This window comes from Paenibacillus sp. 7541, assembly GCF_002276395.1.
In the GTDB taxonomy this organism is placed as follows: Bacteria; Bacillota; Bacilli; order Paenibacillales; family Paenibacillaceae; genus Paenibacillus_AQ; species Paenibacillus_AQ campinasensis.
Genome location: NZ_NQLZ01000005.1, coordinates 102,588 through 129,026 on the forward strand (window position 1 = coordinate 102,588; position 26,439 = coordinate 129,026).

The 26,439-nt window shown below is 52.6% G+C and carries 22 protein-coding genes; 17 read left to right on the top strand and 5 right to left on the bottom strand.

Features of this window, described 5'->3' with window-relative positions:
- The first annotated feature begins 31 nt into the window (after positions 1–31).
- From CHH75_RS02755 to CHH75_RS02790, 8 genes are all read left to right on the top strand, one after another.
- On the top strand, positions 32–2,269 hold the full coding sequence (locus CHH75_RS02755; RefSeq protein ID WP_095397399.1) for a glycoside hydrolase family 88/105 protein: 2,238 nt from the start codon (positions 32–34) through the stop codon (positions 2,267–2,269).
- Positions 2,270–2,412: 143 nt separating this feature from the next.
- A complete protein-coding gene (iolD, locus tag CHH75_RS02760) occupies positions 2,413–4,278 on the top strand; it encodes a 3D-(3,5/4)-trihydroxycyclohexane-1,2-dione acylhydrolase (decyclizing) (RefSeq protein WP_095397400.1) in 1,866 nt (621 codons plus the stop codon).
- Positions 4,279–4,399: 121 nt separating this feature from the next.
- Positions 4,400–5,320: a myo-inosose-2 dehydratase gene (gene iolE / locus CHH75_RS02765; protein ID WP_255222947.1), complete on the top strand. Its 921-nt coding sequence runs from the start codon at positions 4,400–4,402 to the stop codon at positions 5,318–5,320.
- 9 nt (positions 5,321–5,329) lie between these two features.
- On the top strand, positions 5,330–6,328 hold the full coding sequence (gene iolC / locus CHH75_RS02770; RefSeq protein ID WP_095397545.1) for a 5-dehydro-2-deoxygluconokinase: 999 nt from the start codon (positions 5,330–5,332) through the stop codon (positions 6,326–6,328).
- Positions 6,329–6,367: 39 nt separating this feature from the next.
- Positions 6,368–7,822: a CoA-acylating methylmalonate-semialdehyde dehydrogenase gene (locus CHH75_RS02775; protein ID WP_095397401.1), complete on the top strand. Its 1,455-nt coding sequence runs from the start codon at positions 6,368–6,370 to the stop codon at positions 7,820–7,822.
- A 94-nt stretch (positions 7,823–7,916) separates the two neighbouring features.
- Positions 7,917–8,939: an inositol 2-dehydrogenase gene (gene iolG / locus CHH75_RS02780; protein WP_095397402.1), complete on the top strand. Its 1,023-nt coding sequence runs from the start codon at positions 7,917–7,919 to the stop codon at positions 8,937–8,939.
- Between the two features lie 105 nt (positions 8,940–9,044).
- A complete protein-coding gene (gene iolB, locus CHH75_RS02785; RefSeq protein ID WP_095397403.1) occupies positions 9,045–9,851 on the top strand; it encodes a 5-deoxy-glucuronate isomerase in 807 nt (268 codons plus the stop codon).
- A 139-nt stretch (positions 9,852–9,990) separates the two neighbouring features.
- Positions 9,991–10,995, top strand: a complete 1,005-nt coding sequence (locus CHH75_RS02790; protein WP_095397404.1) for a LacI family DNA-binding transcriptional regulator — start codon at positions 9,991–9,993, stop codon at positions 10,993–10,995.
- A 120-nt stretch (positions 10,996–11,115) separates the two neighbouring features.
- Here CHH75_RS02790 and CHH75_RS02795 read toward each other — a convergent pair whose 3' ends face one another.
- A complete protein-coding gene (locus tag CHH75_RS02795) occupies positions 11,116–12,033 on the bottom strand; it encodes an ArsR/SmtB family transcription factor (RefSeq protein WP_095263014.1) in 918 nt (305 codons plus the stop codon).
- Positions 12,034–12,494: 461 nt separating this feature from the next.
- Between CHH75_RS02795 and arfA the strand changes: the two genes are divergently transcribed.
- The 5 genes from arfA to CHH75_RS02820 all read left to right on the top strand — a co-directional run bounded on the left by arfA (position 12,495) and on the right by CHH75_RS02820 (position 17,809).
- The gene (gene arfA, locus CHH75_RS02800) at positions 12,495–13,982 is read left to right on the top strand and encodes an arabinosylfuranosidase ArfA (RefSeq protein WP_095397405.1); all 1,488 of its coding nucleotides are present in this window, start codon (positions 12,495–12,497) and stop codon (positions 13,980–13,982) included.
- A 294-nt stretch (positions 13,983–14,276) separates the two neighbouring features.
- A complete protein-coding gene (locus CHH75_RS02805; RefSeq protein ID WP_095397406.1) occupies positions 14,277–15,602 on the top strand; it encodes an ABC transporter substrate-binding protein in 1,326 nt (441 codons plus the stop codon).
- Positions 15,603–15,626: 24 nt separating this feature from the next.
- Complete coding sequence (locus CHH75_RS02810; RefSeq protein WP_095397407.1) at positions 15,627–16,520, top strand: carbohydrate ABC transporter permease; 894 nt, start codon at positions 15,627–15,629, stop codon at positions 16,518–16,520.
- Positions 16,521–16,523: 3 nt separating this feature from the next.
- Complete coding sequence (locus CHH75_RS02815; RefSeq protein WP_095263018.1) at positions 16,524–17,357, top strand: carbohydrate ABC transporter permease; 834 nt, start codon at positions 16,524–16,526, stop codon at positions 17,355–17,357.
- 236 nt (positions 17,358–17,593) lie between these two features.
- On the top strand, positions 17,594–17,809 hold the full coding sequence (locus tag CHH75_RS02820) for a DUF2905 domain-containing protein (RefSeq protein WP_095263019.1): 216 nt from the start codon (positions 17,594–17,596) through the stop codon (positions 17,807–17,809).
- An 83-nt stretch (positions 17,810–17,892) separates the two neighbouring features.
- Here CHH75_RS02820 and CHH75_RS02825 read toward each other — a convergent pair whose 3' ends face one another.
- The 4 genes from CHH75_RS02825 to CHH75_RS02845 all read right to left on the bottom strand — a co-directional run bounded on the left by CHH75_RS02825 (position 17,893) and on the right by CHH75_RS02845 (position 21,467).
- Positions 17,893–18,780, bottom strand: a complete 888-nt coding sequence (locus tag CHH75_RS02825; RefSeq protein ID WP_095263020.1) for a YitT family protein — start codon at positions 18,778–18,780, stop codon at positions 17,893–17,895.
- A 21-nt stretch (positions 18,781–18,801) separates the two neighbouring features.
- A complete protein-coding gene (locus CHH75_RS02830; RefSeq protein ID WP_095263021.1) occupies positions 18,802–20,040 on the bottom strand; it encodes a cation:proton antiporter in 1,239 nt (412 codons plus the stop codon).
- 4 nt (positions 20,041–20,044) lie between these two features.
- On the bottom strand, positions 20,045–20,536 hold the full coding sequence (locus tag CHH75_RS02835; RefSeq protein WP_095263022.1) for a cation:proton antiporter regulatory subunit: 492 nt from the start codon (positions 20,534–20,536) through the stop codon (positions 20,045–20,047).
- 703 nt (positions 20,537–21,239) lie between these two features.
- Positions 21,240–21,467 carry a hypothetical protein gene (locus tag CHH75_RS02845; protein ID WP_095263024.1) on the bottom strand — a complete coding sequence of 76 codons (228 nt, stop codon included), beginning with the start codon at positions 21,465–21,467 and terminating at the stop codon, positions 21,240–21,242.
- A gap of 171 nt (positions 21,468–21,638) precedes the next feature.
- Here CHH75_RS02845 and CHH75_RS02850 point away from each other — a divergent pair, with 171 nt between their 5' ends.
- From CHH75_RS02850 to CHH75_RS02865, 4 genes are all read left to right on the top strand, one after another.
- Positions 21,639–22,259 carry a copper amine oxidase N-terminal domain-containing protein gene (locus CHH75_RS02850; RefSeq protein ID WP_095263025.1) on the top strand — a complete coding sequence of 207 codons (621 nt, stop codon included), beginning with the start codon at positions 21,639–21,641 and terminating at the stop codon, positions 22,257–22,259.
- Between the two features lie 162 nt (positions 22,260–22,421).
- Positions 22,422–22,853, top strand: coding sequence for a zinc ribbon domain-containing protein (locus CHH75_RS02855; protein ID WP_095263026.1), 432 nt, complete (start codon positions 22,422–22,424; stop codon positions 22,851–22,853).
- Between the two features lie 269 nt (positions 22,854–23,122).
- A complete protein-coding gene (locus tag CHH75_RS02860; RefSeq protein WP_230875564.1) occupies positions 23,123–24,610 on the top strand; it encodes an extracellular solute-binding protein in 1,488 nt (495 codons plus the stop codon).
- Positions 24,611–24,632: 22 nt separating this feature from the next.
- The gene (locus CHH75_RS02865) at positions 24,633–26,435 is read left to right on the top strand and encodes a cache domain-containing sensor histidine kinase (RefSeq protein ID WP_095263028.1); all 1,803 of its coding nucleotides are present in this window, start codon (positions 24,633–24,635) and stop codon (positions 26,433–26,435) included.
- Positions 26,436–26,439: the final 4 nt, after the last annotated feature.

A 26,439-nucleotide genomic window follows, 5' to 3' on the forward strand; every position in this document is an offset into this window, starting at 1 on the left:
ATTCACGTGAAGGATGGGAGGAGAGAGACGCATGATCGGGTACGTAGAGGAGAGGGAAAGCGCCCGTTATTGGTTCGGGAATGAGGATGAACGGATACTGGAGCTCGTGGCCGGACGCTATATGGGGGCGAACCCTCCGGTCCCATTTGCCCTGCGGGCTTTTTCGAAAGCGGGGATATTGCAGAATAGGGACGGCTTATATGACCTGGATTTTTCCGAAAGGCTCCCGCAGGCGGAGGAAGGCGACTATGTGTATGCCTTCGGCCTCGTTTGGAGCGAGGGCGAGCGATCGATTGATGGTGTCATGGAAGTGCTTGGCCCCGTGCGGCTGTTCGTGAATGAGAAGCTGGAGTATCGCTCGACCGTGGTAGACGAGCTTGACCCGAACGCTTGGATCAAGCTGCCTTTGACTTTCGGCTATGGGTGGAACACGCTGCTGATTGAAGCGAGAAAGACGGCGTCTGGCTTCGGCTGCCGGTTTGGCGCCGATGAGGCGAAGGTGCGGATCATGCAAGTGCTCGCCCCATTCGCCGATCGGAAGGGCAGCGCGGGCTGGGTGTATTCGGAGCCGGTCAAGTCTGCCGATTTCGGTGAGGCCGGTCAAGCATTTCCGGATTGGCGGAAATCGGAAGCGGATAGTGGACGGAAGTGGCTGCCTGCTGTCCAGTGGCAGCATCGCGAGCTGGCGCTGCCGAACCTGGAGCGCATGTACGGCCGCCCGGACCGTACCGCCGCCGGTTACGGCTGGAGTTCCATCCGCGTGCCGGCCTCGGCAGCGAAGCTTGAACTGAGCGGCAGGAGCTATGGACCTGCTCAAATCTGGCTGGACGATCGGATGGTGGTCCGTGTTGCGGAGAGCGGCGCGTTTCGGGCAGAGATCGACGTTACACCTGGCGTGAACCAGATATTGGTCCGGGCAGTATCTTCACACGACGGCTGGGGCTTCGAGCTGCAGGCAGCTGCGCAGGGACGCACCTTACCGTTGTCCCAACCGGTGACGGTTCACGGTAATACGAGTCCGTGGCTGTACCTGGCTCCGCTGCCCGTTGAGGCGACGTACACGCCAGCTCAGATCCGCTCGATCCAGTCCCCTTTCGCCGGTCTTGACGGCTTCGTATATTGGACTGTTGACGCGCCGTCCACGCGTGTTCGGCCCTACTATGAGAACGCCATGTTGAGTAACAAATGGACGACCGGAGGGGCAACCAACTATGGACGGTGGGATTATCCGCTTGGCGTTACGATGTATGGCCTGCTGCGAACGGCACAAGCATTGGATCGCCCGGATATGGAGAAATATGCGCTGTCCCATATCGAAAGCTGCGCGCAGATGTATGAATATTCGCTGTGGGATCTAGAAGAGTATGGCTTTCCGGCGATCAACCATCAGCTGGTGCTGATCAAGATGCTGGACAATTGCGGTTCCTTCGGATCAGCGATGCTGGAAGCTTATCTCTCAGGAGGCCAGCCCGAATTTCGGAAGATCGCGGACACCATCGCCGATTTTATGCTGACACAGCTGGAGAGGCGGGAGGATGGAGCGTTCTATCGCTTGTGCGAAGGAGAGTACTCCGCAAACACGATGTGGGCTGATGACCTGTATATGAGCGGACCGTTCCTGATTCGTTATTCCCAGGCGACGGGCGATCCTGCGGCGATCAATGAAGCAGCGAGGCAGTTTCTGCTGTACCGGCGTTATTTGTTGATGGAGGATCAAGGCGTGATGTCCCATGTCTATGATTTCAAATACGGGAAGCCCACCCGCATTCCATGGGGTCGCGGCAACGGCTGGGTACTGTTCTCGCTGAGCGAGCTGCTTGAGCGGCTGCCGGAGGATCATAAGGATCGTGAAGATTTGCTCGCCATGTTTCGGGAGCTGAGCGCAGGAATTGCAGCACTGCAGTCGGACTCAGGGCTGTGGCATCAAGTTCTGAACCGTCCTGACGCTTACTTGGAGGCGTCGTGCACTGCCATGTTCGTATATGCCTTTTCGCGAGGGGTGCGTATGGGATGGCTGGATCGAACGGGCCCTTACGCCGAAGCAGCTATGAAAGGCTGGGAGGGGCTTGCCAGGCATGCGATCGACCTGCAGGGGAATGTGCACGGTGTATGCAGCGGCTCCAGGTACTCCTATTCACCTTATTACTATATGGATGATTTGCGGACCGTGCTGAATGATAACCACGGTATCGGGATCGTGATGCTGGCCGGCGTTGAAATTATGCAGCTTAAAGCCGCGCTGATGCGATCAGCGGATGAACGCTCTTGACGCAGTCGCTTTTTTGATGACAGGGACAACATATTTTCCACGGATTCAGGAATATAAATATTCATCATATGGCTGGAGCTGGCCGTATGATTCTTCAGCGAGTTAAGCGCTTAACCCAATAATCGTAAGGGGATGAGTTCACAATGAAGACAAAGACTGTTCGGCTGACGATGGCCCAGGCGCTTCTGCATTTTCTGGATAACCAATATGTCGTGCTGGACGGAGTGGAAACGAAATTCGTCAGAGGAATCATGGGAATCTTCGGGCATGGCAATGTGACGGGAATCGGTGAAGCGATCGAGCGGGAACAGACAGGGCTATGCTACATCCAGGGCAAAAATGAACAGGGCATGGTGCACGCTGCAGCGGCCTACGCCAAACAGAAGCGCCGCCGGCAAATTTATGCATGTACAACCTCAATCGGCCCAGGCGCGCTGAATATGGTCACTGCGGCAGCGACAGCCACGGTGAACCGGATTCCGGTGCTCTTGCTCCCTGGCGATAATTTTGCCTGTCGCCAGCCCGATCCGGTGCTGCAGCAGCTTGAGGTGCCTGGGGACTATACGGTATCGGCAGCGGATGCTTTCCGCCCAGTTAGCCGGTACTGGGACCGGATCACCCGTCCCGAGCAGCTGATGAGTGCGGCGCTGCAGGCGATGCGGGTGTTGACCGACCCTGCCGAGACCGGTGCGGTGACCCTGGCGCTGCCTCAGGATGTGCAGGCCGAGGTGTACGACTATCCGGCCGAATTCTTGCGTAAGCGCATTCATGTTATAGACCGCAGGCCTCCTGCACGGGAAGCGATCCAGCGCGCCAGCGAACAGATCGCCGGCAAACGCAGGCCGCTGATCATTGCAGGCGGCGGCGTCCACTACAGCGAAGCCGCTTCCGAGCTTATGGCTTTCGCGGAAGCATTCGGGATTCCGATCGCTGAGACCCAGGCAGGCAAGAGCGCCATTTCCTGGAAGCATCCGCTCAGCATGGGCGGGATCGGGGTGACGGGAACAGCTGCAGCCAACCGATTAGCACGAGAAGCGGACGTTATCATTGGCGTGGGGACCCGGTACTCCGACTTTACGACTTCCTCCAAGTCTGCCTTTGGAGACAACGCCGTGTTCGTGAACATCAATGTGAACGGCATGGATGCGGTGAAGCTGGACGGCGTATCGATTGCGGCGGATGCGAGGGAAGGGCTTGAGGCGCTCCGAGAGGCTCTATCTGAACGAGCCTATCAAAGCGGGTATGCCGCTGAGGAGCTGGCTGATCTGAAAGCAGCGTGGGATGGGGAGGTTGACCGGTTGTATGAAATCGAATGTGCTGAGGGACTTTCGCAAACCCGTGCGCTTGGCATCATTAACCGCAGCCTGACGGAGAAGGATGTGGTGGTGTTCGCGGCGGGAAGCCTCCCCGGGGATATGCACCGCTTGTGGCGGGCCGCGCAGCCGGGCACCTATCACGCGGAATATGGTTTTTCCTGTATGGGTTATGAGGTCAGCGGAGCGTTTGGTGCGAGCCTCGCCGAGCCGGACCGCGAGGTATACGCCGTCTTGGGAGATGGAAGTTACTTGATGCTGCACTCGGAGCTGGTGACCAGCCTCCAGGAAGGAACGAAAATCACCGTCCTGCTGTTTGACAACCACGGCTTTCAGTGCATTCACAATTTGCAGCGCAGCCACGGAAGCGACGGGTTCGGCAATGAGTTTCGCCGACGTGTGCCCGGAGGCAATCTGACAGGCGAATATATGCCCATCGACTATGCCGCTCATGCGCGGAGCATGGGAGCCAAAGCTTATACGGCAACAAACGCGGAGGAGCTTCAGGAGGCACTGGTCAAGGCGAAGCGTGAGGCGATATCCACGCTGATTGACATCAAGGTGGTGCCTGGCACCAATACCGGGGATTATGAATCGTGGTGGAGGGTTGGCGTGCCGGGGGCATCGTCCAGCGAGAAAGTGCTTGCTGCGCACCGGGAAATGCAAAAGCGAATTGAGCAAGCGAGGCCTAGATAAGGATGTGCTTGTCCATAGAGCTGCTGCAATAAGCGCAAGTGGAAGCCTGAAGGAGCTCATGCTGTTTTGTGATTTCACACCACGAAGTCGTCATTTTCAAATATGAGGAGGCTGGCGGGAGATGCGAAGAGGCTTAAAGATGAAGCTGGGCATTCATCCGATTAACTGGGTCGGCGAGGACGTCCGCGAGCATGGGGATAACACCACCTATGAAGAGATTATCGATGATATTCAAAGACTGGGGCTGACGGGAACGGAAATGGGCCGCAAATTCCCGAAGGAGACGGATGTACTCAAGCAAACGCTGGTAAGCCGGGGGATACGTCTGGTTTCTCAGTGGAAGTCGGTGCTGTTCTCCGATCCGGCGTATCACCAAAGCGAGTTAGAGGCGTATCGGCTGCATGCTGCTTTTTTACATGAAATGGGGAGCACGGTCATCAGCACGGCGGAGGTAGGCGGCTCGCTTCATTTCGACCCGCGCCGGACGCCGAATGAGAAGGAAGTAATCCGGCTTGATGAAGCCGGCTGGGAGGCTTTGGCGGAGGGACTGAATGCTGCTGGGCGCATCGCCGCGGAATACGGGATGAAGCTGGCTTACCATCATCATGGCGGGACTGTGGTGGAAAGTCCGGAAGAAATCGACCGTTTAATGGCGCTTACGGATCCTTCGCTGGTGCACCTCTTGTATGATACAGGCCACGCTTATTATGGCGGTGCCGATCCGCTGAATCTGCTGCAAAAGCACTACGACCGGATCGCTTATATCCACTTGAAGGATGTGAGGGACGCAGTTTTGGAGGAGGCCAGCCGGGAGGGTGCCGATTTTGTGACCTGCATCCGCAAGGGGGTCTTTACGGTACCGGGCGATGGCTGCATTGATTTTGCCCCGATTATGGCGCTGCTCGTCCAGCGCGAATATGATGGCTGGGCGATGCTGGAGGGAGAGCAGGATCCGGCGCTCCATCCCCCCTACGAGTATGCGCGGCGATCCCTTGAATATTTAAAGGCATGGCTTCCGGCCAGCAGGGAAGGAGAGGAGTAGATGGTCACGATGAGCACACTGGCATTTGATTTCAGCAAGCCGGTTGATTTTGTTGCGATCGGGCGGCTGTGCATTGATCTGAACGCCAATGAGATCAATCGGCCGATGGAGGATACGGTCACTTTCACCAAGTATGTCGGCGGCTCGCCGGCTAACATCTGCATCGGAATGTCGCGTCTAGGGATGAGCACCGGTTTTATTGGCAAAGTGTCAAATGATCAGATGGGGCGGTTTATTACGCGATATTTACAACAGAACAGCATCGATACCCGCAATGTGGTAACCGATCATTCCGGCGCTGTCACCGGACTCGCTTTTACAGAGATCAAAAGTCCGACAGACTGCAGCATCCTCATGTATCGCGACAATGCCGCCGATCTGCTGCTGACGCCGGGCGAGGTGCAGGAGGAGCGGATCGCCGAGGCGAAGTTGCTGCTCATCTCCGGCACGGCGCTGGCGAAGAGCCCGTCACGGGAGGCGGTGTTCCAGGCGCTTCAATATGCGCGAAGGCATGGGGTTGTCGTTGCTTTCGATCTGGACTATCGGCCGTACACCTGGAGCTCTGATGAAGAGACAGCGGTTTACTACAATTTAGCCGCAGAGTACTGCCATATTGTGATCGGTACGCGCGAGGAATTTGATATGATGGAGCGTTTCGAATCGAATCCGGACAAAAGCGACCGGGTGACGGCCTCCAAATGGTTCGATTATCGGGCTGAAATCGTTGTGATCAAGCATGGAAAGGAAGGCTCGATTGCCTACACCAAGGACGGATCAAGCCACCGCGCGCGAAGCTTTAAGGCGCAGGTAATCAAGACGTTTGGAGCTGGGGATTCGTATGCCGCGGGGCTGTTATACGGCTTGATGAAGGGCTGGCCGATCGAACGCAGCATGACTTACGGCAGCGCGGCGGCGGCGATCGTCGTGTCCAGCCACAGCTGCTCGGATGCGATGCCGACAGCCCGGCAAATTGATGAATTTATAGAATCCAGCCAGGCAGATGAATAAACAAGTCCAAGAGCTAATAATCGTAGGGGAGCGTGTACCATGGCAACAGAAGCAACGAAGATCAAAAACTTGATTGGCGGACAGTGGACGACCTCAGTTTCAACACACACACTGCCGGTTGTTAATCCGGCAACAGAGGAAGTTCTCGGTTATGTGCCTTTATCGACAAGAGAAGAGCTGGATGCTGCGGTAGCCGCGGCGAAGGACGCGTTCAGCGCCTGGAGTCAGACGGCGGTGCCGCGCCGGGCGCGCATTCTGTTCAAGTATCAGCAGCTGCTTGTGGAGCATTGGGAGGAGCTTGCGCGCATTGTCACGACCGAGAATGGCAAGAGCTACGAGGAAGCTTACGGTGAGGTTCAGCGCGGCATTGAATGTGTGGAATTTGCAGCCGGTGCCCCCACGCTGATGATGGGCAGACAGCTTCCCGATATCGCCACCAATCTGGAATCGGGAATGTACCGCTACCCGATCGGGGTTGTCGGCGGCATTACGCCGTTTAACTTCCCGATGATGGTGCCTTGCTGGATGTTTCCGCTGGCGATCGCCTGCGGAAACACATTCGTGCTGAAGCCGTCCGAGCGGACCCCTCTCTTGGCCAATCGCTTGGCCGAATTGTTTATGGAGGCGGGCCTGCCCCCAGGCGTCCTGTCCGTTGTACACGGTGCGCACGAAGTGGTTAACGGCCTGCTGGAACATCCGGATGTGCGGGCCATTTCCTTTGTGGGTTCCCAGCCGGTCGCCGAGTATGTCTACAAGACCGGCGCGGCTCATGGCAAGCGGGTTCAAGCGCTGGCAGGCGCGAAGAACCATTCCATCGTCATGCCGGACGCCGATCTCGATGCTGCGGTGAAACAGATTATCAGCGCGGCCTTTGGCTCGGCCGGGGAACGCTGCATGGCTTGCGCGGTTGTGGTGGCTGTCGGCGAAGCGGCGGATCCGCTGGTGACCAAGCTGAAGGAGGCGGCAGATGCAATCGTGATCGGCAATGGCCTGGATGAAGGGGTGTTTCTGGGTCCCGTTATTCGTGACGCGCATAAAGAACGAACACTACAATACATCGAAATCGGCGAGAAAGAGGGCGCTCTGCTGGTTCGCGACGGACGCAAGGATGCAGCCACGGACGGCAAAGGCTATTTTGTCGGACCCACGATTTTCGATCAGGTATCTTCCGACATGAAAATTTGGCAGGACGAGATTTTTGCTCCAGTGCTTTCGATAATCCGGGCGGATACGCTGGACGAGGCGATCGCGATCGCGAACAAGTCCGAATTTGCGAACGGTGCTTGCTTGTTTACGACAAACGGCAGCCATGTCCGGAAGTTCCGGGAAACGATCGATGCAGGCATGCTGGGCATTAATTTGGGGGTTCCGGCGCCGATGGCCTTTTTCCCGTTTTCGGGCTGGAAAAATTCGTTCTACGGTGACCTGCACGCGAACGGTCCGGATGGCGTTGAGTTCTATACCCGTAAGAAAATGGTTACGGCGCGTTGGTAGGAGGAAGGATGTGGGAAGGGCGGCCCGGGAGCAACGGGAACATTCCTTCTGACATACAACTGACGAATTCGGGAGACAAGGGGACGTTAAGCCTATGGGAACAATAAAGGTCGGCATCATCGGTGCCGGACGGATCGGTAAAATACACATTGAGAATTTACAGCGTCAAGGAAATGCAGAGGTGGTCGCCGTAAGCGATCCGTTCGCTGACGAAGCGCTGCGCCAGTGGGCAGCGGAGCGGGGGATCCGGACCGTAACGAAGGATGCAGCTGAATGGATGGACGATCCGGCGATCCAGGCCGTGTTCATCTGCTCGCCAACGGATACGCATGTGCCATTCATTAAGCTGGCGGCTGCTGCTGGCAAGCATATCTTCTGCGAGAAGCCAATCAGCATGGAGGTTTCGCAGACGGCGGAGGCGCTGGAAGCGGTCAAGGCCGCAGGGGTACAGCTGCAGGTCGGATTCAATCGACGATTTGACCATAATTTCAAACGGATTAAGGAGATTGTGTCCAGCGGCGAAATAGGGCAGCCGCATATCGTGAAGATCACATCTCGCGATCCTAGTCCACCCGGGGAAAGCTATATTCGTTCTTCCGGCGGGATTTTCATGGACATGATGATTCATGACTTTGACATGGCCCGTTATGTAAGCGGAGAGGAGGCGGTTACGATCAGCGCGGTCGGCAGCGTGCTGGTTGATCCCGTGTTCGAACAGTGCGGGGACGTGGATACGGCCGTCGTGACGATTCAGTTCGCAAGCGGTGCGATAGGCATTATCGACAACAGTCGAAAGGCAGTGTACGGCTACGATCAGCGCGTTGAAGTATTCGGATCGGGCGGAGCTGTCGGGGTTAACAACGACTATCCGAATACGGCCGAGATTCATACGGAAGACGGCGTTCGCCGCGACAATCCGCTGCATTTTTTTCTGGAACGATACAATGAAGCCTATGCGGATGAATCCCGGCAATTTATTGCCTGCCTTGCGGAAGGGCGGCAGGTTCCGGTTAACGGCGAGGATGGCATGCAAGCAGAGCTGATGGCCTGTGCTGCGGCGGAGTCTCTCCGTCTGGGCAGGCCGGTGCCGGTGAAGCTGTCCATAGCTGCCGAGTAGTGGCAGGCTATATGATTAAAATCGATAATTCAATAGATCACCCGGTATTCAGATGCATCGAGCAATCCCTGGGTACCGGGGGAATCAGTAAAGGAGCGGATACGGATGCAATCCAAACTGATTGTTCCTGAAGCATCGCAGCCGAATCAGGAGGGCGTTGTGCTGCGGGTAACGCCGGAGTCGGCGGGATGGAGCTACGTCGGTTATGAAATGGTCAAGTTGAAGAAGGGCGAAGCTTTGATGCGGGAAACAGGCCGGTTGGAGGCATGTCTGGTTTTTCTTAGTGGAAAAGGCGATGTCAGGACGGCGGAGAAACGCTGGACCGGGATCGGCCAAAGAATGAGTGTGTTCGAGAAAACGCCACCCTATTCCGTTTACGTCCCAAGCGAAGACCGCTATGAGGTGGTGGCCGAGACGGACGTGGACCTCGCGGTCTGCACCGCTCCGGGGGGCGGCGAATATGAAGCCAGGCTCATCGAGCCGGGGCATGTGGGGGTTGAACATCGGGGCAGCGGCAATATGGCACGGCTTGTTCACAATATTCTGCCGGAATCCGAGCCTGCGCACAGCCTGCTGGTGGTCGAGGTGTTTACACCGGGCGGCCATTGGTCCAGCTATCCGCCGCATAAGCATGACCGGGATGCGCTGCCGGAGGAATCGCTGCTCGAGGAGACCTATTATTATCGTATCCAGCCCGAGCAGGGCTTTGCCGTTCAACGCGTATATACGGATGACGGATCATTGGATGAAACCTTGTGCGTAAGAAACGGCCAGGCAGTGCTCGTGCCCAAGGGCTATCATCCTGTAGCGGCGCCTGCCGGCTATGAGGTCTACTATTTGAATGTGATGGCAGGGCCGCGCAGAACTTGGAAGTTCTACAATGATCCCCATCACGAGTGGCTGCTTAAATAAGCGATGGCAGGCGGTTTCGCGCAAGGGGCTGGGTGCCCGGGTCAGGATAGATTCTGATCTGTCATACCGGCGAAGTTCTTTACGATGGGTCGTTTCCTGATCATAATAGAAGGATAAAGATGGAAAGAGGCGGATCAGGATGAAAGCAACGATCTATGATGTTGCCAGAGAAGCTGGGGTGTCCATAGCGACAGTTTCTAAAGTTATAAATGGCAAAGGAAAAATCAGTGAAGAACGGCGCAGGGAAATTATCGAGATTATGGATCGTCTTCACTATCAGCCCAGCGTCATCGCATCAGCTTTGACCGGAAAGCATACCTATACGTTCGGGCTGCTCATACCGGACATTTCCAATCCTTTCTTCGCCGAGGTGGCAAGGGCGGTGGAGGACCGGGCCCATCAGCTAGGTTATAGCGTCATTATTTGCAGTACCGACAATAAGGATGATCGGGTCGAGCGGTATATCGGTTTACTGAAGCAAAAAAGTGTAGACGGGATCATTATGGGAACAGGCATAGAAAGGGTGGATATGGCAGCTGAACTGAGCGGCTCGATGCCGGTAGTTGCCATTGGCCGCGAATGGTCGTCGGTCCCCGTCCATACAGTTGTAGCCGATGATTATCAAGGCGGGAGGGCGGCGGCTTCGCATCTACTGGGACTTGGACATCGCCGGTGTGCTGTGCTGTCGGAGAGCATGACGATCATTAGCAGCCGGGAGCGGGTTCAAGGATATCGGCAGGCGCTGGAGGAAGCGGACATTCCCTTACATAATGACCACATCCGAATATGCAAGTTTACGATTGAAGACGGCAGAAGGAACACCGCCTTGCTCCTCGCCGATGAGAATCGTCCTACGGCGTTGTTCTGCTGCAATGATCTGCTTGCCGTAGGGGCGCTGCAGGCGGCTAGAGAGGCGGGTGTAAGGGTGCCTGAACAATTGTCGATCGTAAGTTTCGACAACACGATACTGGCAGCGGTAACGGATCCTCCTTTGACCTCGGTAGCACAGCCGATGGAACAGCTTGGCGCCATGGCCGTCAATCTGTTGGTGAGAGAGCTGGAAGAGAAACCGTCGGATAAGCAGAAGATCGTGCTGCAGACGGAGCTGATTGTCCGCGAGTCTACCGCGGGCTGGCGGTCATAGCGCCAGACTGTTGAAATGGAAAGAGTGACTTCAAATACGCATGAAGGGCTACCCCCAAAGCCAGCTTATAACGGCTTAGGGATAGCCCTTTTTATCATACGGATATGCATGAATACAGCTCTAACCCTCTCTTACATCATAAAGCACACGGGCCAGCAGGTCCTGGCTGTAGTTGCCAAAGTGCTTGCCATAGATCGTAAGCCCGCGCTTGTTCACAGACTTCTCCGTGACTGCGACGCGAAAAGTAAGCTCACTCTTATAATCCAGCTGGATCTGGTCCAGCGTGACATCGGAGATGCGGCAGCCATCAATAAAGCTGCCTTTTTTGTTGATCCGGATCAGCTTGAGCATCCCGTATTGGTTCAGCTGAGGCGGCCACCAATCCGGGTTGAAATTGCCGCGTGTGTCACCGAAATCGCCTGGGCTGGTCCAGCTGCCGATCTCGATCCCGTTGATATAAAAGTAAATGTCGGACGGGTAGTTATCGCAATAGCCGGGAGCTTCGGAGCCAAGTTCCAGCGAGAACTGGATTTCCCGGAAGGACTGGTTGGACTTCAAATAATTCGGGATCCGATACTCCAAATATCCCTCGGTGAGCCAAATAATTTCGGCATCGATCCGGTCAGGGTCGGCGAAATAGCGGGGATCGTCAAAGTCGCCGATGATGCTGTCCTTAGTCGCGAGACCGCATGTTGGCATAGCCTGGTAGTCGCTGTAATGGCCTACCTTGATCTCAACCTCGTATAAATTCTCCGCATCCTTGCTCCGAAGGTCGACCATCAGCTTGTCTTTGTTCAGATAACAAATCTTCTGAATGCCATGCTTCCCCCCGGTCGTTTGAATTTCGATAAGGCCGCTGTCCTCCAGCTTCTTAATATGCATTGTAATCGCACCGTTGCTTAAATTCAGTCTATTGGCGATTTCATTCAGGTTAAGGCTCTGGTTGGTAGCCAGCAGCTCAAGGATCTGGATCCGGATTTCAGAGCTAAGCGCTTTGAATATATCCAGTCCGCTCTTTAAGTCTTTGATGTAAATCATACGATTTCAACCCTTCTTCCACGTATAGGGATCGCCATTCGTACCTTAAATCGGACGGATGACGGTTTGTTTTAAATGAGTATAAATCAATATGGTCGCGAAATAAAGAACTTCATCTGAAATGGACTAGGATTGAAGCTGAATCCGTCGAATTTTGACCGGACTTTACTTGTTTTATTTATATTTACTTGAATTAAAAGGAGACCGGAATAAGATGACGGCTTAAATCACTAAACAATAATTCTGTGCTATATGTACTACTGAAGAGTGATCGTGCGAATGTTCCGATTAAGCCGATTCTATTATTTTTAATAAACATAAAACATTTTATATTTACAACGATTATACACCTATGCTATGTTAATTTTGCAAACGGATTCATATTGGTTTTATTAAAAAGTTTCAAGAAAAACTAAACTGGAAGGTGAAGCGTTTTGACAGCTGGGACATTGAAGGCACGGATGACCATTGACAAGTCATTTCGAATTGCGCAAGTAGACAACCGAATATATGGCTCGTTTATCGAGCATCTTGGACGCGCCGTATACGGCGGGATCTATGAGCCTGGGCATGCGTCCGCGGATCAGAGCGGTTTTCGGAAGGATGTAAAGGAGCTGATTCAAGAGCTGCAAGTTCCGATCATTCGGTATCCAGGCGGGAATTTTGTGTCCGGATACAATTGGGAGGACGGTGTGGGGCCAGTAGCGGAGAGACCGAAGCGGCTGGAACTGGCCTGGAGAACGCTGGAGAACAACGAAGTGGGAACCAATGAGTTCATCACCTGGGCCAAGGAAATCGGATCAGAAGTGATGATGGCCGTTAATCTTGGCACGCGCGGCATTGATGCCGCCCGAAATTTGCTGGAGTACACGAATCACCCTGGCGGCACCTACTGGAGCGATCTGCGCCGCAGCCATGGCTATGAACAGCCGCATCAAGTCAAAACATGGTGCTTGGGCAATGAGATGGACGGCCCGTGGCAGATCGGGCATAAGACAGCTGAGGAGTACGGCAGACTGGCGCTGGAAACGGCGAAAGCGATGCGTCTGGTAGACCCGGAAATTGAGCTTGTGGCCTGTGGAAGCTCGAGTGCGAACATGCCAACCTTCCCGGAATGGGAGGCCGTCACGCTGGATCATACCTATGAGGCTGTCGATTATATCTCCTTGCACCAATACTACGGGAATCGTGCTAACGATACGGCCAATTATTTGGCGCTTACCCTTGATCTGGATCATTTCATCCATACCGTGAAATCTACCTGTGATTACATCAAGGCGAAAAAGCGCAGCAAAAAGACGATGCATCTCAGCTTTGACGAGTGGAACGTTTGGTATCACTCCAACGATGCGGACAAACAAATCGAGCCGTGGAGCGTGGCACCTCCACAACTGGAGGATGTCTACAATTTTGAGGATGCGCTGCTGGTCGGCAGCATGCTGATCACCTTTTTGCGTCATGCCGATCGAGTGAAGATGGCCTGTCTGGCCCAGCTCGTCAACGTCATTGCTCCGATTATGACCGAGAATGGCGGCCGGGCATGGAAACAGACGATTTACTATCCATACCTGCATGCTTCCCGGTACGGGCGCGGTGTATCGCTGCAGCCCATCGTCGATTCTCCGGTCTATGACTCGAAGGATTTTACCGATGTTCCATACCTCGACAGCGCTGTCGTTTATAACGAGGCGGAGGAAGAAATTACGATATTCGCGGTGAATCGCCATCTGGAACAGTCACTGGAGCTGACGTGTGACGTGCGCAGCTTTGAAGGCTTCAAACTTGTGGAGTTTATCGTGATGGAGCACGAGGACTTGAAAGCCGTCAATACGGCGGATGAAGAGAAGGTAAAGCCGCATCACAGGGGACAGGCGAAGCTGGACTCCGGCATGTTAACCGCATCCCTTGCAAAGGCTTCCTGGAATGTCATTCGGCTCAAGAAAGGTTAACGCATTCTGCCAAGGCATAGAGCGTGCAGCCATCTGAGCAGTTAGCAGTATTTAGCCTAGCCATGCAGCATGTATAGTTCCGGGTATGATCTAGGGCATAATCACAGATGGAGCAGTGACATCTAGAGCGGCACTGTTCCATCGTCCCTAAGGGGCGGAGGTTCGGACAATAAGGCATAACTCAGAAGACATAAGGCATGTCGAAACTTGTAAGCGCTTCATTTTCTGACTGACAGACATCATACGAGCAGGCATCAAGGGACGTATGAATGAAATCTGGGGAGGTCAATGGAAATGATTAAAAAATGGTTTGTCGGTTTTCTGGTTTTGGCGATGACGATGCTGTGGGGATGCGGCGGCTCGAATAATGCCGGAGGCACAAGCTCGGTCATCGACGGAGGAGCCGGGGAGGATGCGACCGAGCTGTCCTACTGGACATTTGTGGAGCTGCACGGACAGCATTTTGAGAAGATGCTGGGGAAGTGGAATCAGGACAATCCTGACCGCCAAATCAAACTTAATGTGACGGTCATGCCTTATGATGATATGCATAACAAATTATCCATAGCCGTTCAATCGGGGACCGGAGCACCGGACATCGCCGATATCGAGCTTGGCAAGTTCCCGGACTTTCTGTCCGGAACGCCCCAGCTCGTTCCGCTGAATGACGTTATCGATCCGTACCGGGACACCATTGTGCAATCCCGAGTGGATTTATACAGCAAGGATGACGTCAATTATGGAGTGCCTACCCATGTGGGCGCATCCGTTGCCTTCTATAATACCGAAATTCTTGAAGAAGTTGGTGTCGATTACAAGGAGATTGTAACCTGGGAGGACTTCAAGCAAGCGGGGATAAAGGTATATGAACAGACTGGAAAATATATGGGGACCGCCGATACAAGTGCCTCATGGCAGGCTTCCATGCTGCTTGCACAGCAAGGGGCGGATTATACCGACGAGGTAGGAAATCCTCAGGTGAACTCGGAAGCGATGATAAGAGCGATGACGGTACTTAAAGATTTGCAGGACAACCAAGTTATCGCCACAATTGCAGGCGGTCAGCCGGATACGGAGGAGGCCTATGGCGAATTCAATGCCGGCAATTATGTATCGGCGTTTATGCCGCTCTGGCAGATGTCCCGATACACGAACTACATGCCAGACTTGTCCGGTAAAATTGCCATCGCTCCAATTCCGGTCATCGAAGAGGGAATGCCGCGATCGGTAGGCGGAGGCGGAACGGGCACCGTCATCACCCAGACAGCCAAGGATATTCAGCTAGCCAAAGACTTTCTGGCGTTTGCCAAACTGTCGCTGGACGCCAACAAGGAAATTTGGAATACACTTGGATTCGACCCGGTCAATATGGACGTATGGGAGATGAAGGAAGTCACTCACAATCCCGAGAACGCGTTTGTCCAGTATTTCGTCAACAATCCTTTTGATGTGCTCAATGAGATCCGGGATGAAATTCAATTGATTAAATCGACCCCCGCAACACCAACGATCAACAATATACTCTCCACCACGACCTACAATGAAATTTTCGAGGACGGCAAGGACATTACGCAAGCGTTAAATGATGCGCAGCAGCAGATTGAGCAGGAATTGAAATAATGTTCGTCAAAGGAGTCATGGTGTATGATTAGAAAGTTTTTGTACTCCCAGAAAGTTGCTCCTTACGTATTTGTCCTGCCGTTTATTCTGGTCTTTCTCATCTTCTGGGTCTATCCGCTTGGAAGCTCGCTCGGCATTAGTTTTCAGCAGATCCAGCTCGGGCAGGAGGCGGAGTGGGTTGGCATAAGCAACTATGAAAAGCTGCTAGGGGACGGCATCTTTATGAAGGCTGTGCTGAATAGCGCTGTATACATGGTGCTGACCCTCGTCATTCTAATTCCTTTCCCGATGCTGTTCGCGGTGCTGATCAACCATAAATTTATGTGGGGGAGAGAGTTCTTCAAATCCTCCTTCTTCTTCCCGGCGCTTACCTCGGTTGTTGTGGCAGGCACGATCTTCAGACTCATGTTTGGCGAGATGGAGGGTTCGTTGATCAATAGTATATTGGGCTGGTTCGGCATCGAGCCGGTCAAATTCCTCAAGGGACAGGTTACCGGGTTCATCGCATTGCTGGCGCTGGCCGCATGGAGGTGGACGGGGGTGAATATGCTCTACTTCTTGTCGGGGCTGAAGAATATTCCGGATGAATATTATGAAGCCGCGTCGATTGACGGAGCGTCGTCCTTTCAGAAATTCATGAAAATTACGATGCCGCTGCTCAAACCCACGACGATCTATGTTATAACGATCAGCATCTATGCAGGGTTGGCGATGTTCATCGAAAGCATGATGCTCTGGAACGGTAACAATTCTCCGAAAAATATCGGGTTGACCATCGTCGGTTATCTGTATCGCCAGGGCATTGAGAGGAATAATCTCGGTTATGCAGCGGCGGTAGGGATTGTCCTGCTGGCCATTACCATGGTCATTAATTTGACGCAGCTGACGCTGTCCGGGATGTTCAAGAAGGAGGAGTGAGCGATGAATAAGGAGATTTGGCCGCGCGCTGCGCTTTTAATCTTTTTCTCTGTCCTGTGCTTCTTCATTCTCGTTCCGTTCTACGCAGTGACGATCTCTTCCTTCAAACCGGGTGAGGAACTGATTCGTTACGGGCTTAACCTGCGGCTTGACCTGTCGGTGATGAGTCTGGATAATTTCATATACCTGTTCACCGGAAGCCACTCGTATTTCATGTGGTTCTTCAACTCGCTGCTTCTGACGATTGTCCAGGTCAGCTTGACGCTCATTGTCAGTGCAACGGTAGCTTATGGCTTCGCCGCCTACGAGTTCAAAGGCAAGAATATGCTTTTTATTTGCGTGCTGCTTATTATGATGGTTCCGTTCGAAATTTTGCTGCTCCCGCTGTACACATTGACCTATAATATCGGTCTTATGAACACCTATTCAGCTATCGTTTTGCCGGGGATTGCAAGTGCGGCTACGATCTTTTTCTTCCGGCAGTATTTGCGAGGCGTGCCGAGCGAAATTATTCAAGCGGGGCGAGTGGATGGAGCTAGCGAATACGGCATATATATCAGACTGATTTTGCCGGTGATGAAGCCTTCCTTTGCGGCGATGGCCATTCTGAACGGGATGAACAGCTGGAACAACTTCCTGTGGCCCTTCATGGTCCTCAGCGATGCCAATAAATACACGCTTCCGATTGGACTCAAGACACTGTTGACCCCGTATGGCAACAATTATGATCTGCTCATTGTAGGTTCCTTCTTCTCGATCATTCCGATCTTTGTTCTGTTCATTGCCTTTCAGCGATACTTTATAGACGGAATGACAGCAGGGGCTGTGAAGGGATAATAATGAGGGCGCGGCTCTTTCAAGAGTCGTGCCTTTTCATGATTAGCAGGAATAGACGGTCCGGACAAGCTAACCATACATAACAGGCGGTATCTTTCCGGTGTCCGGCTTGAGGCGGCGGTTCATTCGTGAACGCCTCTTAGACTGGCAAAATGAAGACTTCCGTTTTAAGATGGAGAGTAGAGATGCATATTCCGTATGGCATGAACGCAAACCTAACGTGAGGTGATCAAACTGTGCATCCCGTAACCCGAGTGCTGCTGATCATTGGCGGGGCGTTAATTGTGATCGGATTGCTGTGGCCGCTTATTGGCCGCTGGGTCGGCCGCTTGCCGGGCGACATCGTAGTGGATCGGCCCAATGTCAAAATTTACTTTCCTATCGTGACCTGCCTTGTGATCAGTGTGGTCGGCTCGCTGCTGCTGTATCTGATTCAAATGTTTCGAAAATAGCCGCAGCTGCTAACTTTCCGTCACGTAATTGATCCAACGCCAAGAGGCCGCCTTTCCGTGAAGGATAAGGCGGCCTCTTCAAATTATGACGCTGCATCATAGGTTACAACAGCTTCGGGGTCCAGATTCCTTACAATTGACTTGAACCGGGGCAGCTCGAACAGATGAATCCGGTACAACATTCCGGACACTGCCTCGCTCTGTGCTTGATTGCCGTCTGCGGTAAACTTGCTTCGCTCCTCCATGTCCGCTTCTTCAGGCTCACGATTCAAGAACGTGTTGATTGCTTGAGCCAGCGCGTCTTCGTTGGCACTGTTAATCCGGATGCCAAGATGAAACGAGAAGCTGGAGGTGGAGATGCGGATGGCCTCCAGCGCCGCTAGGCAAGCAATGGCTGAGTACATAGCAAGCTCCCAGCCAAGCACCAATCCGGCCACGGTAAGAAGTGCCAGGTTGAGTCCGATCTGGACGCCAGGAAGCTTGATCCGATTGAGAAGCCGGGTCAAGGATCTGGAGAGCTTCGGCATTTGGAGAGTATCCAGTATAATGCCGTAGCGGATTCCGATGCCGATCCCTGTGCCCAGCAGGATCCCGCCAATGGCGGCCGACCCGATCTTGCTGTCAATCACGGAGGGAACGGGATAAAACACGATGGAGCAAATGGAGAAGGTTAGAAGTCCTATGGCTGCTATAAGAGCCTTTTCCCGGGCCGATTGGCGGAAGGCAAGCAGCAGAAGCGGGAGATTCAGTACAAAGACAAACATGCCGGTATGCAGACCTGTTATGTGGGAGGCCAGGGCCGAAATCCCTGTCACGCCTCCCGTAATGATGCCGCTTGGCACCAGGAACAGATCAAGGCCAAGGGCAGCGATGAGTCCGCCCAACACCGCCATGAGCAGCCGTCTTATTCTGAATGTCCGTTTCCAGTCTTCTGCGTCACCGTCCGTTATGGGATACGGAAGATTAGGCATGGACACAACGCACCTCCTTTATCAGCTGGTGCTCTCATCCTTCAGCCGGGGTTTGGCCGGCTTTTCTTTATGATCCTTGAACTTGAAGATTTTGTTTAAGATATTGTACACGTGCTTCGACTCTTTGGTCAGCAAAGGCCCCAAAATAGCCAGGATCAACACGTACAATGCTGCAAACGGCTGAATGAAGGACGCAAGTCCGCCCGCTTTGCCGAGATTGGCCAGAATGATGGAAAACTCGCCGCGCGATACGATAGTCAGACCAATGTTTGAGGAAGCTCTGGAGGATAATCCAGCGCTTCGTCCTGCCAGCATCCCTGCGAGGAAGTTTCCGAACAGAGTGATAATTACAGCAATTACAGACAGTACCACAGCGCCTCCAAGCTCCGACGGAACGATCGACAGCCCGAAGCTGAAGAAGAAGATGGCACCAAAGAAGTCACGGAACGGCAAGATCAAGTGCTCGATCCGCTCCTGATGCTCAGTTTCGGCCAGAACAAGCCCGACGAGCAGAGCGCCAATCGCTTCGGCAACGTGAATCGTTTCGGAGAAGCCTGCAAGCAGGAACAAAGCTCCAAAAATAACGAGACAGAATAGCTCATTGGAACGAATATTCAATGCCTTGTTCAGCAGCGGCACCATCTTGCGTCCGATCACAATGACCAGGAGCATGAAGCCAAGGGCAATAACCGCCGACAGCAGCACGCCGCCAAGTGAGGACGAGCCGCTCAGGACAAGACCTGACAGGATCGAGATATAAACCGCAAGGAATACGTCCTCGAACATGATAATACCAAGAATCATCTCGGTCTCGGGGTTCGCCGTTCTCTTCAAATCGACGAGGACCTTGGCCACGATGGCACTTGAGGATATCGTTGTGATCCCCGCAATAATCAACGTCTCTGGAAGCGGAAATCCGGAGAAGATACCAAGCATCAATCCGAGGGTGAAGTTGATTGCAATATAGATGGTTCCGCCGACGGCAATCGACTTGCCTGATTTAATGAGCCGTCCGACAGAGAACTCCAATCCCAGATAGAAGAGCAGAAACAGTACACCGATCCGGCCGAGAAAATCAATAAATGGTGCGCTCTCGATAAACCGGAAATCAAACGGGCCAAAGTGGGGTGCGTGTGGCCCTACTGCCATCCCGATCAGAATATAGAACGGAACGACAGAAAAGCGGAGTTTTGCAGACAGCACCCCAGCGATGGCGAGTAGGGCAATCGCCAGTCCTACTTCTAATACCAAATGATCCATTCAATCAACCCCGTCCGTCTATCAAGATTTGTTTAAATAGCCGCTGCTGCTGGCGCTCACCAACGACTACGAGTGTCGAGTCTGCTGTAATAATAACGTCGGGACCGGGATTAATTTGCTTGCTGTTTTTATTCACAACCGCAATAATCGTTGCGCCCGAGGACTGTCTGACACCCAGGTCGCCGATGGATTTGCCAACCCCATAGTAATGAGGCTCAATCCGGTACCATTCGATGATGAGTTCATCGAGTGCCATATCAATCGTTTCTAGAGCTTTCGGCTTATAAGTCAACCCGCCGACAATGGCAGCAATTTGGCGAGCTTCGTCGTCATCGACGGAGATCATGGAGATGCTTTCCTCCGGATCGTCGTACTCGTAATGATACATTTCTCTGCGGCCATCGTCATGAATAATGATGACAAGCTTATCGCCGCCTCGCGTATCAATCACAAATTTCTTACCGATTCCGGGCAGATCTGTTTCACGTACATGCATGAGTAAAATCCTCCTAAAAAATGGACATGATTAGTTATAGCTTGAAATTACACCGGGGCTACTGAACGGGACGAAAAGCTGACAAATATCGACGTGTATTTAATAGGAAATAATAATAAAAGCCGAAGCCGAAGTGGGATTATCGACCGATAGGGCAACCTGAACTTAGGCGTTCTCAATATAAGGACCGCCGAAGTCGTCAAGAATGCCGGCAGCAAGCTGCTGGCGACTTTGAGTTTGGAGAGAATATGAGATGGCTTAAGCACCGCGGCGTTATGGTGAATGTCAGGCTTAAATACATACCGCAGATCTGCATGCTCATCCTTATATTGTTCCTGGGATGGAAAATAAAGCGCAAAGGCGGTGATGAGCACCAAACCGAACATCCAAAGCCATCGTGCTGTCTTCAATATACGCTCCAAGTCATTTCCCTCCCTTCGCTCCTAGCTTCCTATGGTAATGATAACATAAATGTAATTGATCTCAAAATGAGAACGATAAATTATTTAGGAACGGTTTGGGAGATCATTTATAGGGTTACAATCTCTTTATATATTTGGATATATTTAGATGAGTGAGGGCGAAGAAGTGCGAATGTTCCGCAATTGTTCGCCCTTTATTTTCGTTTCGGGTTGAATCATTTGGTTTGCTCCTATAGTGTCATTTGGAGCGAATGCCAAAGCGATTGCCTTGTCCCTGCCAATTATTGCGTGTTTTTACGAGAGGAGCTTCTTCTGCTGTTCGGCGATTTGGGTTGCTCTGTTGCCTCATTGGAGCTGCTTCGGATTTCCTCTGCATCTTCATTCTCCAGAACTCCCTGAACCAGATCATCCAGCATGTCCGTAGCTGCATGATCCTCCGGATGGTCGGATTCGGGAACGGGATGCACACCTGGAAACTGACCTTCGTAATCGACTTTTTTATTGCTCATATTTTCTCATTCCTTTCCCAATTATAGTGTGCAATGCAAATGGTTTTATGTACGATTAACCGTGTGAACCAGGATGAATCAGTACTAAATAAAGTATCTTTATATAGTGATAGATTATATAGAGGTATGTTAGAATAAAAGGGATATTATACCAGGAGGATGAATAATGCGATGAAGAAAAGAATACTGCTAAGCATGTTGGTTTTATTGCTCATGTCCACTTCTGCAGCTGCGGCACATCCCGGAAGAACGGATTCCAAGGGCGGTCATACTTGCAGAACCAACTGTGAACGATGGGGATTGAAATACGGGGAGTATCATTATCATAACGGAGGCAGCTCGAGCTCCTCTTCAGGTGGTTCTGCTGCATCGAAATCCAGCGCGCCGAAATCGAGCAGCTCGTCGGCCAGCAAGCCGAAAGAGAGCAAGCCTGCTTATGTAAAGTCCGGGCTTAAAGTCTTTATCAATGGCAGCGCACTTCAATTCGGGAGCGATCCGATCATCGAAAATAATACGAACCTGGTGCCGCTCAGAGAGATTGCGGAACGCATGGGTGCCCAGGTGAGCTGGAACAAGTCGGCCGGGGCGATTGGAGTACAGAGAGAAAATTATAAAATGACACTCACGCTCGGCAGCAAAACGGTGTACTACAACGGGAAGGCTGAGACGATAGCTGCTCCTCCGCGGGTCATTAACGGCGTGACCTATGTTCCTGTTCAGGTGTTTGCCAGAGGGCTTGGCGCCAGCCTGTCGTATGACGCGAGCGCAAATGCGCTGCGAATTACGCTTTGATCTTCAAGCTATGCCATCATAACTTGCTTCCTTACCCAGGAGACTTCTCAGACAGCCTGTTTCATACCCGGCTGTCTATTTTCATGTATAATGTAGGAAATGAACGCCCCTTGCTCTGGGGGATTGACAAGCGACAACTATAACGAGGGGAGCGTTTGGACCTTGAGCTTTTTCGATAAATTCAAGGCTGGTGTGTCGGAGGCCGGCAACAAGGCCAAGATCTTGGTGGAAGTAAATAAGCTGAAGCTGCAGAACAGCAGCAAGCGAAGCGAAATTGACGGACAGCTGCTGGAGATTGGCAAGATCGTATACGCATCGGCAGAGTCAGGGGCATGGCCACCTGACAGACAAAGCTTTGAAGCCTGTATGCGGCGCATTCAGGAACTGAAATTCGAAATGGAGCAAAATGAACTGCAAATTGCGAATCTTTCGGACGAAAAGCTGTGCAGAGCCTGTGGAAAGAGCTCGGCAATGAACGCCAGATTCTGCCCGCACTGCGGGGCTACATTTGAGGTTATACAAGTGAACCCGGATCAGGGGGAGGATACACGGCTCCTGCGAAATCCGGATGACAACAGCGACCCGCGAGCATAAACTGAACTTAACGTGTATATGAACCGGACCTGACCAGGGAATTCCTTGTGTCAAGGTCCGGTTTTTTTGATGGCGGCTGTGGACTTGGCGGAAATTTATTTTCCGTCTGAAAATAAATCGATCCTACTCACAAAAAAATCAATATGTAGTAGTATTAATTCTACTAGATGGAGGGAGTGAGCAGACGAATGCGAATCAACAAAGCAGGTCTTGGCAGTTGGCATCGGCATGTCAAACGAAAAGGTTATCCATGGTTTCCGGGTAGACAGATGCTGCTCCTCTTATTGATGGCAGGCATAGTCCTTTCCGCAGGATGCGACGGGCCACGCTTGCCCACACCAGATCATCCCCCGGACGCCAAGCCGAAATCCCCCATCAATATCGTGATCTCCAATCTTGGGATGACGTTTCCCGCCGGTATGGACGAGAACGACAACCGCTACCTCAACTATATTGAAGAACAAACCGGACTCGATATCCGGGTCAACACCCCGCCCCCTGAAGTCTATAACGAAAAGCTGGACGTCATTATGTCGTCAGGAAATCTGCCGGATATGCTTCATACCTATGACCCGGTATGGTTTGATCACTATGCCAAGCTCGGGGCACTGCATCCGCTGGATGAACTTCTGGATCAATACGGTCCGAATCTGAAGGCGAAAATTCCAGCCGAAGTTTGGGATCGGGTCAAGTATGGCGGCAACATCTATGCGGTGCCAAGCCTGAACGAAGTGACCGGTGTTGAATTGATGTATGTCCGCAAAGACTGGCTGGACCGGCTTGAGCTTGCGCCCCCGGTCACACTGGAAGATTACTATGAGGTTATTCGCGGCTTCACGCTCGATGATCCCGATGGGAACGGGCAGCAGGATACGATCGGTCTGACGCTAACCTCGAAGCTGGGACGCTCCTCCCCGTTCTTCGGCGCGTTTGGCACACAGCTGGATACCTGGTTTGAACGGGACGGTAAGCTGGTGTATGGAAATATTCTTCCGGAAACGAAGGAGGCGCTTGCTTTTTTCAATCGCCTGTATCAAGAAAATCTGCTGGACAGTGAATTCCCGCTCAACTTGCAATCCAGCGTCCACGAAAAAATCGAGAACGGCAAGGTGGGACTCTTCTCTGCAGCCTGGTATGACACGCGCGGCCCCATCGCGGCGAATAAGCTGAAGGACCCGAATGCGGAATGGATCATGCTGGAATACCCTACCGGACCCGAGGGGCACAGCGGTGTTTACGGCAAAGACGTGATTCGCGGCTACAACGTGATTCCGGCCACATCTGAGCATGCCGCAGAGGTTATCAAAATGCTGGATTTTATCGTGAGTGATTATAAAACGTTAAAGCTCGGCTTCGAAAATGAAATATGGAGATGGGAGAACGGGGTGATGGTGACCGACTTTGCGCTGCATGACGAGCATTTATATCGGGGCATTTATCAGTCGCTGGTTGATGTGCCAGACCCGGTATTGTTCAAGGAGCGGCTGGATTCATTGGGCGATTTTAATTTATACAACAACCTGGAAATGATCAATCAGCATATTATCCCTAACGCTTTTTACGGTGTGCCTACCCCTGCCATGAGCAAATACAGTAAGAAGCTGGACCGAATGGAGGATGTCTTTACCAAAATTATTATGGGCATTGAGCCGTTGGATGCATTTGACACCTATGTGGAGCAGTGGAGACAAGAAGGAGGAGATGAAATCACGAAGGAAGTGAATGAATGGTATACCAGACAGGAGGCAGGCCGATGAGAGGCTCGGGGGAGGTGGTGTGATGAAGAAGCCGTTTCGCTGGATTTCAGACCGGTTCTCACAACATATACAGACACGGTTAACCGGCTATTTCCTGCTGATCTTGCTGCCGCTGGTGGTCGTCAGCCTGTTTGCTATTGAGAAATCGAGGGACATCCTGTATGAGCAGGCCGTCGAGCGGACGGAAACGGCGTTGTCCTCGGCGATGAATCATTTTGATCTGGCACTGCAAAATGTCGAGGAAATATCGACGCTGATTGCGGGGGACCCCAGCATCAACGAACTGCTTAACAAAAACAGCACGCAGCTATCCCCCCAGTCGATTGTGGATTTCTCTGAAGTGTTGGAGCAGCTGTCCAAATTGGTCTCGGTGAACCGGTTCGTATCGCAGATTGCTGTGTATCACCATGCCTCTAACATGCTGATATCCACCAATTCCGGAGGCCGCAAGCTGACAGGAGAGCCGCAGCAGGAATGGATGGTGGAGGCCGCGCGCAATAACGGAACAGGCTTCTCCTACGTGATGGCTGATTATCCGGTTGCAGGCGGGCATACCTTCGGCTCGATGACGAACACCGACAGCATCTCGCTCATCCGGGCCATGGATTTGTATAACAGCGAGCGCCAGTCCAATCTGCTCATGGTTTCTTTTCAAAAGGCGAAGCTGCTCAATATTATCAAAACGCTGCTTCCTTCGGTGAACAGCCGAATATCGTTGGTGAACGAGAAGGGCGAGGTCATTGTGGAGACCGGGAGCACGCTGGAGGACGAGGTGACAGGGCGGGATCTGGTGGTGACAACCGCCTCGGATTACTCCTCCTGGCAGCTAACCCTGGTTCAGCCAAGGAGCGAGCTGTACAAGGAAACAGATCAGCTCAGGCTGTTTACGTATGCCATCATTGCGCTTAGCATTCTGCTGGCGATCATCATCTCCTGGGTTGTCTACAGCGGCATTGCCGCTCCTGTACTGAAGCTGTCCCGGGGGATGAAGAGACTGAGCAGCGGTGAACTGAACGTCAATGTAGATACAAAGCGGAGGGACGAGTTCGGATTTCTGATCCAGTCCTTTAACAAAATGGCTGCCGTGCAGAAGCACCTGATCGAAGATCATTATGAACAGCAGCTGCGTCTGAAGACAACCGAATTGAAGTTTTTACAGTCGCAGATCAATCCTCATTTTCTGTATAACACGCTGGATTCCATTTATTGGATGGCTAAAAACTATGATGCCGATGAAATCAGCGAGATGGTCATGAATCTGTCGAAGTTCTTCCGGCTAAGCCTGAATAAAGGCAGGCAGGTATTCACCATTGAGGAAAGCGTCATTCACCTTCACTACTATGTTCGGATTCAGCAGATTCGTTTCCTGGACAGCTTCACCGTGGCGTACCGAATATCGGAAGACAGCAGAAGGGTTCCGATTCTCAAGCTGCTCCTTCAGCCGCTGGTGGAGAATGCCATCCTGCACGGTATGGAGGGAAGAAGCGAGGGCGGAAGCCTGATAATCAGCAGCTGGATCGAGCAGGGCAGCATCGTCAAAATCAGCGTGGAGGACAATGGCCCCGGCATCGCGGAGGAGCGGCTCGTTTATATTCGGGAGGAGCTTGCCAAGATGGGTGCGCGGAGTGTGCAGGCACTCTCCCAAGACGAGGAGCATGTTAAAGACCTGTTCGGCTTGCGCAACGTCTTGAGCAGAATGAAGCTCTATTACGGGCGGGAAGCTGATATCGACGTGAACAGTGAGCCCGGCAAGGGTACGGTGGTTACACTGTCCATTCCGCTTGATCGCTGCAGATTGGAAAGCCCTGCGGATGAGAACGTATAATACA

Bases quoted from the DNA above. Each gene is read 5' to 3' on its own strand.
- CHH75_RS02755 (WP_095397399.1), top strand. From the start codon at position 32: ATGATCGGGTACGTAGAGGAGAGGGAAAGCGCCCGTTATTGGTTCGGG.
- iolD (WP_095397400.1), top strand. From the start codon at position 2,413: ATGAAGACAAAGACTGTTCGGCTGACGATGGCCCAGGCGCTTCTGCAT.
- iolE (WP_255222947.1), top strand. From the start codon at position 4,400: ATGCGAAGAGGCTTAAAGATGAAGCTGGGCATTCATCCGATTAACTGG.
- iolC (WP_095397545.1), top strand. From the start codon at position 5,330: ATGAGCACACTGGCATTTGATTTCAGCAAGCCGGTTGATTTTGTTGCG.
- CHH75_RS02775 (WP_095397401.1), top strand. From the start codon at position 6,368: ATGGCAACAGAAGCAACGAAGATCAAAAACTTGATTGGCGGACAGTGG.
- iolG (WP_095397402.1), top strand. From the start codon at position 7,917: ATGGGAACAATAAAGGTCGGCATCATCGGTGCCGGACGGATCGGTAAA.
- iolB (WP_095397403.1), top strand. From the start codon at position 9,045: ATGCAATCCAAACTGATTGTTCCTGAAGCATCGCAGCCGAATCAGGAG.
- CHH75_RS02790 (WP_095397404.1), top strand. From the start codon at position 9,991: ATGAAAGCAACGATCTATGATGTTGCCAGAGAAGCTGGGGTGTCCATA.
- CHH75_RS02795 (WP_095263014.1), bottom strand. From the start codon at position 12,033: ATGATTTACATCAAAGACTTAAAGAGCGGACTGGATATATTCAAAGCG.
- arfA (WP_095397405.1), top strand. From the start codon at position 12,495: ATGACCATTGACAAGTCATTTCGAATTGCGCAAGTAGACAACCGAATA.
- CHH75_RS02805 (WP_095397406.1), top strand. From the start codon at position 14,277: ATGATTAAAAAATGGTTTGTCGGTTTTCTGGTTTTGGCGATGACGATG.
- CHH75_RS02810 (WP_095397407.1), top strand. From the start codon at position 15,627: ATGATTAGAAAGTTTTTGTACTCCCAGAAAGTTGCTCCTTACGTATTT.
- CHH75_RS02815 (WP_095263018.1), top strand. From the start codon at position 16,524: ATGAATAAGGAGATTTGGCCGCGCGCTGCGCTTTTAATCTTTTTCTCT.
- CHH75_RS02825 (WP_095263020.1), bottom strand. From the start codon at position 18,780: ATGCCTAATCTTCCGTATCCCATAACGGACGGTGACGCAGAAGACTGG.
- CHH75_RS02830 (WP_095263021.1), bottom strand. From the start codon at position 20,040: ATGGATCATTTGGTATTAGAAGTAGGACTGGCGATTGCCCTACTCGCC.
- CHH75_RS02835 (WP_095263022.1), bottom strand. From the start codon at position 20,536: ATGCATGTACGTGAAACAGATCTGCCCGGAATCGGTAAGAAATTTGTG.
- CHH75_RS02845 (WP_095263024.1), bottom strand. From the start codon at position 21,467: ATGAGCAATAAAAAAGTCGATTACGAAGGTCAGTTTCCAGGTGTGCAT.
- CHH75_RS02850 (WP_095263025.1), top strand. From the start codon at position 21,639: ATGAAGAAAAGAATACTGCTAAGCATGTTGGTTTTATTGCTCATGTCC.
- CHH75_RS02860 (WP_230875564.1), top strand. From the start codon at position 23,123: ATGCTGCTCCTCTTATTGATGGCAGGCATAGTCCTTTCCGCAGGATGC.
- CHH75_RS02865 (WP_095263028.1), top strand. From the start codon at position 24,633: ATGAAGAAGCCGTTTCGCTGGATTTCAGACCGGTTCTCACAACATATA.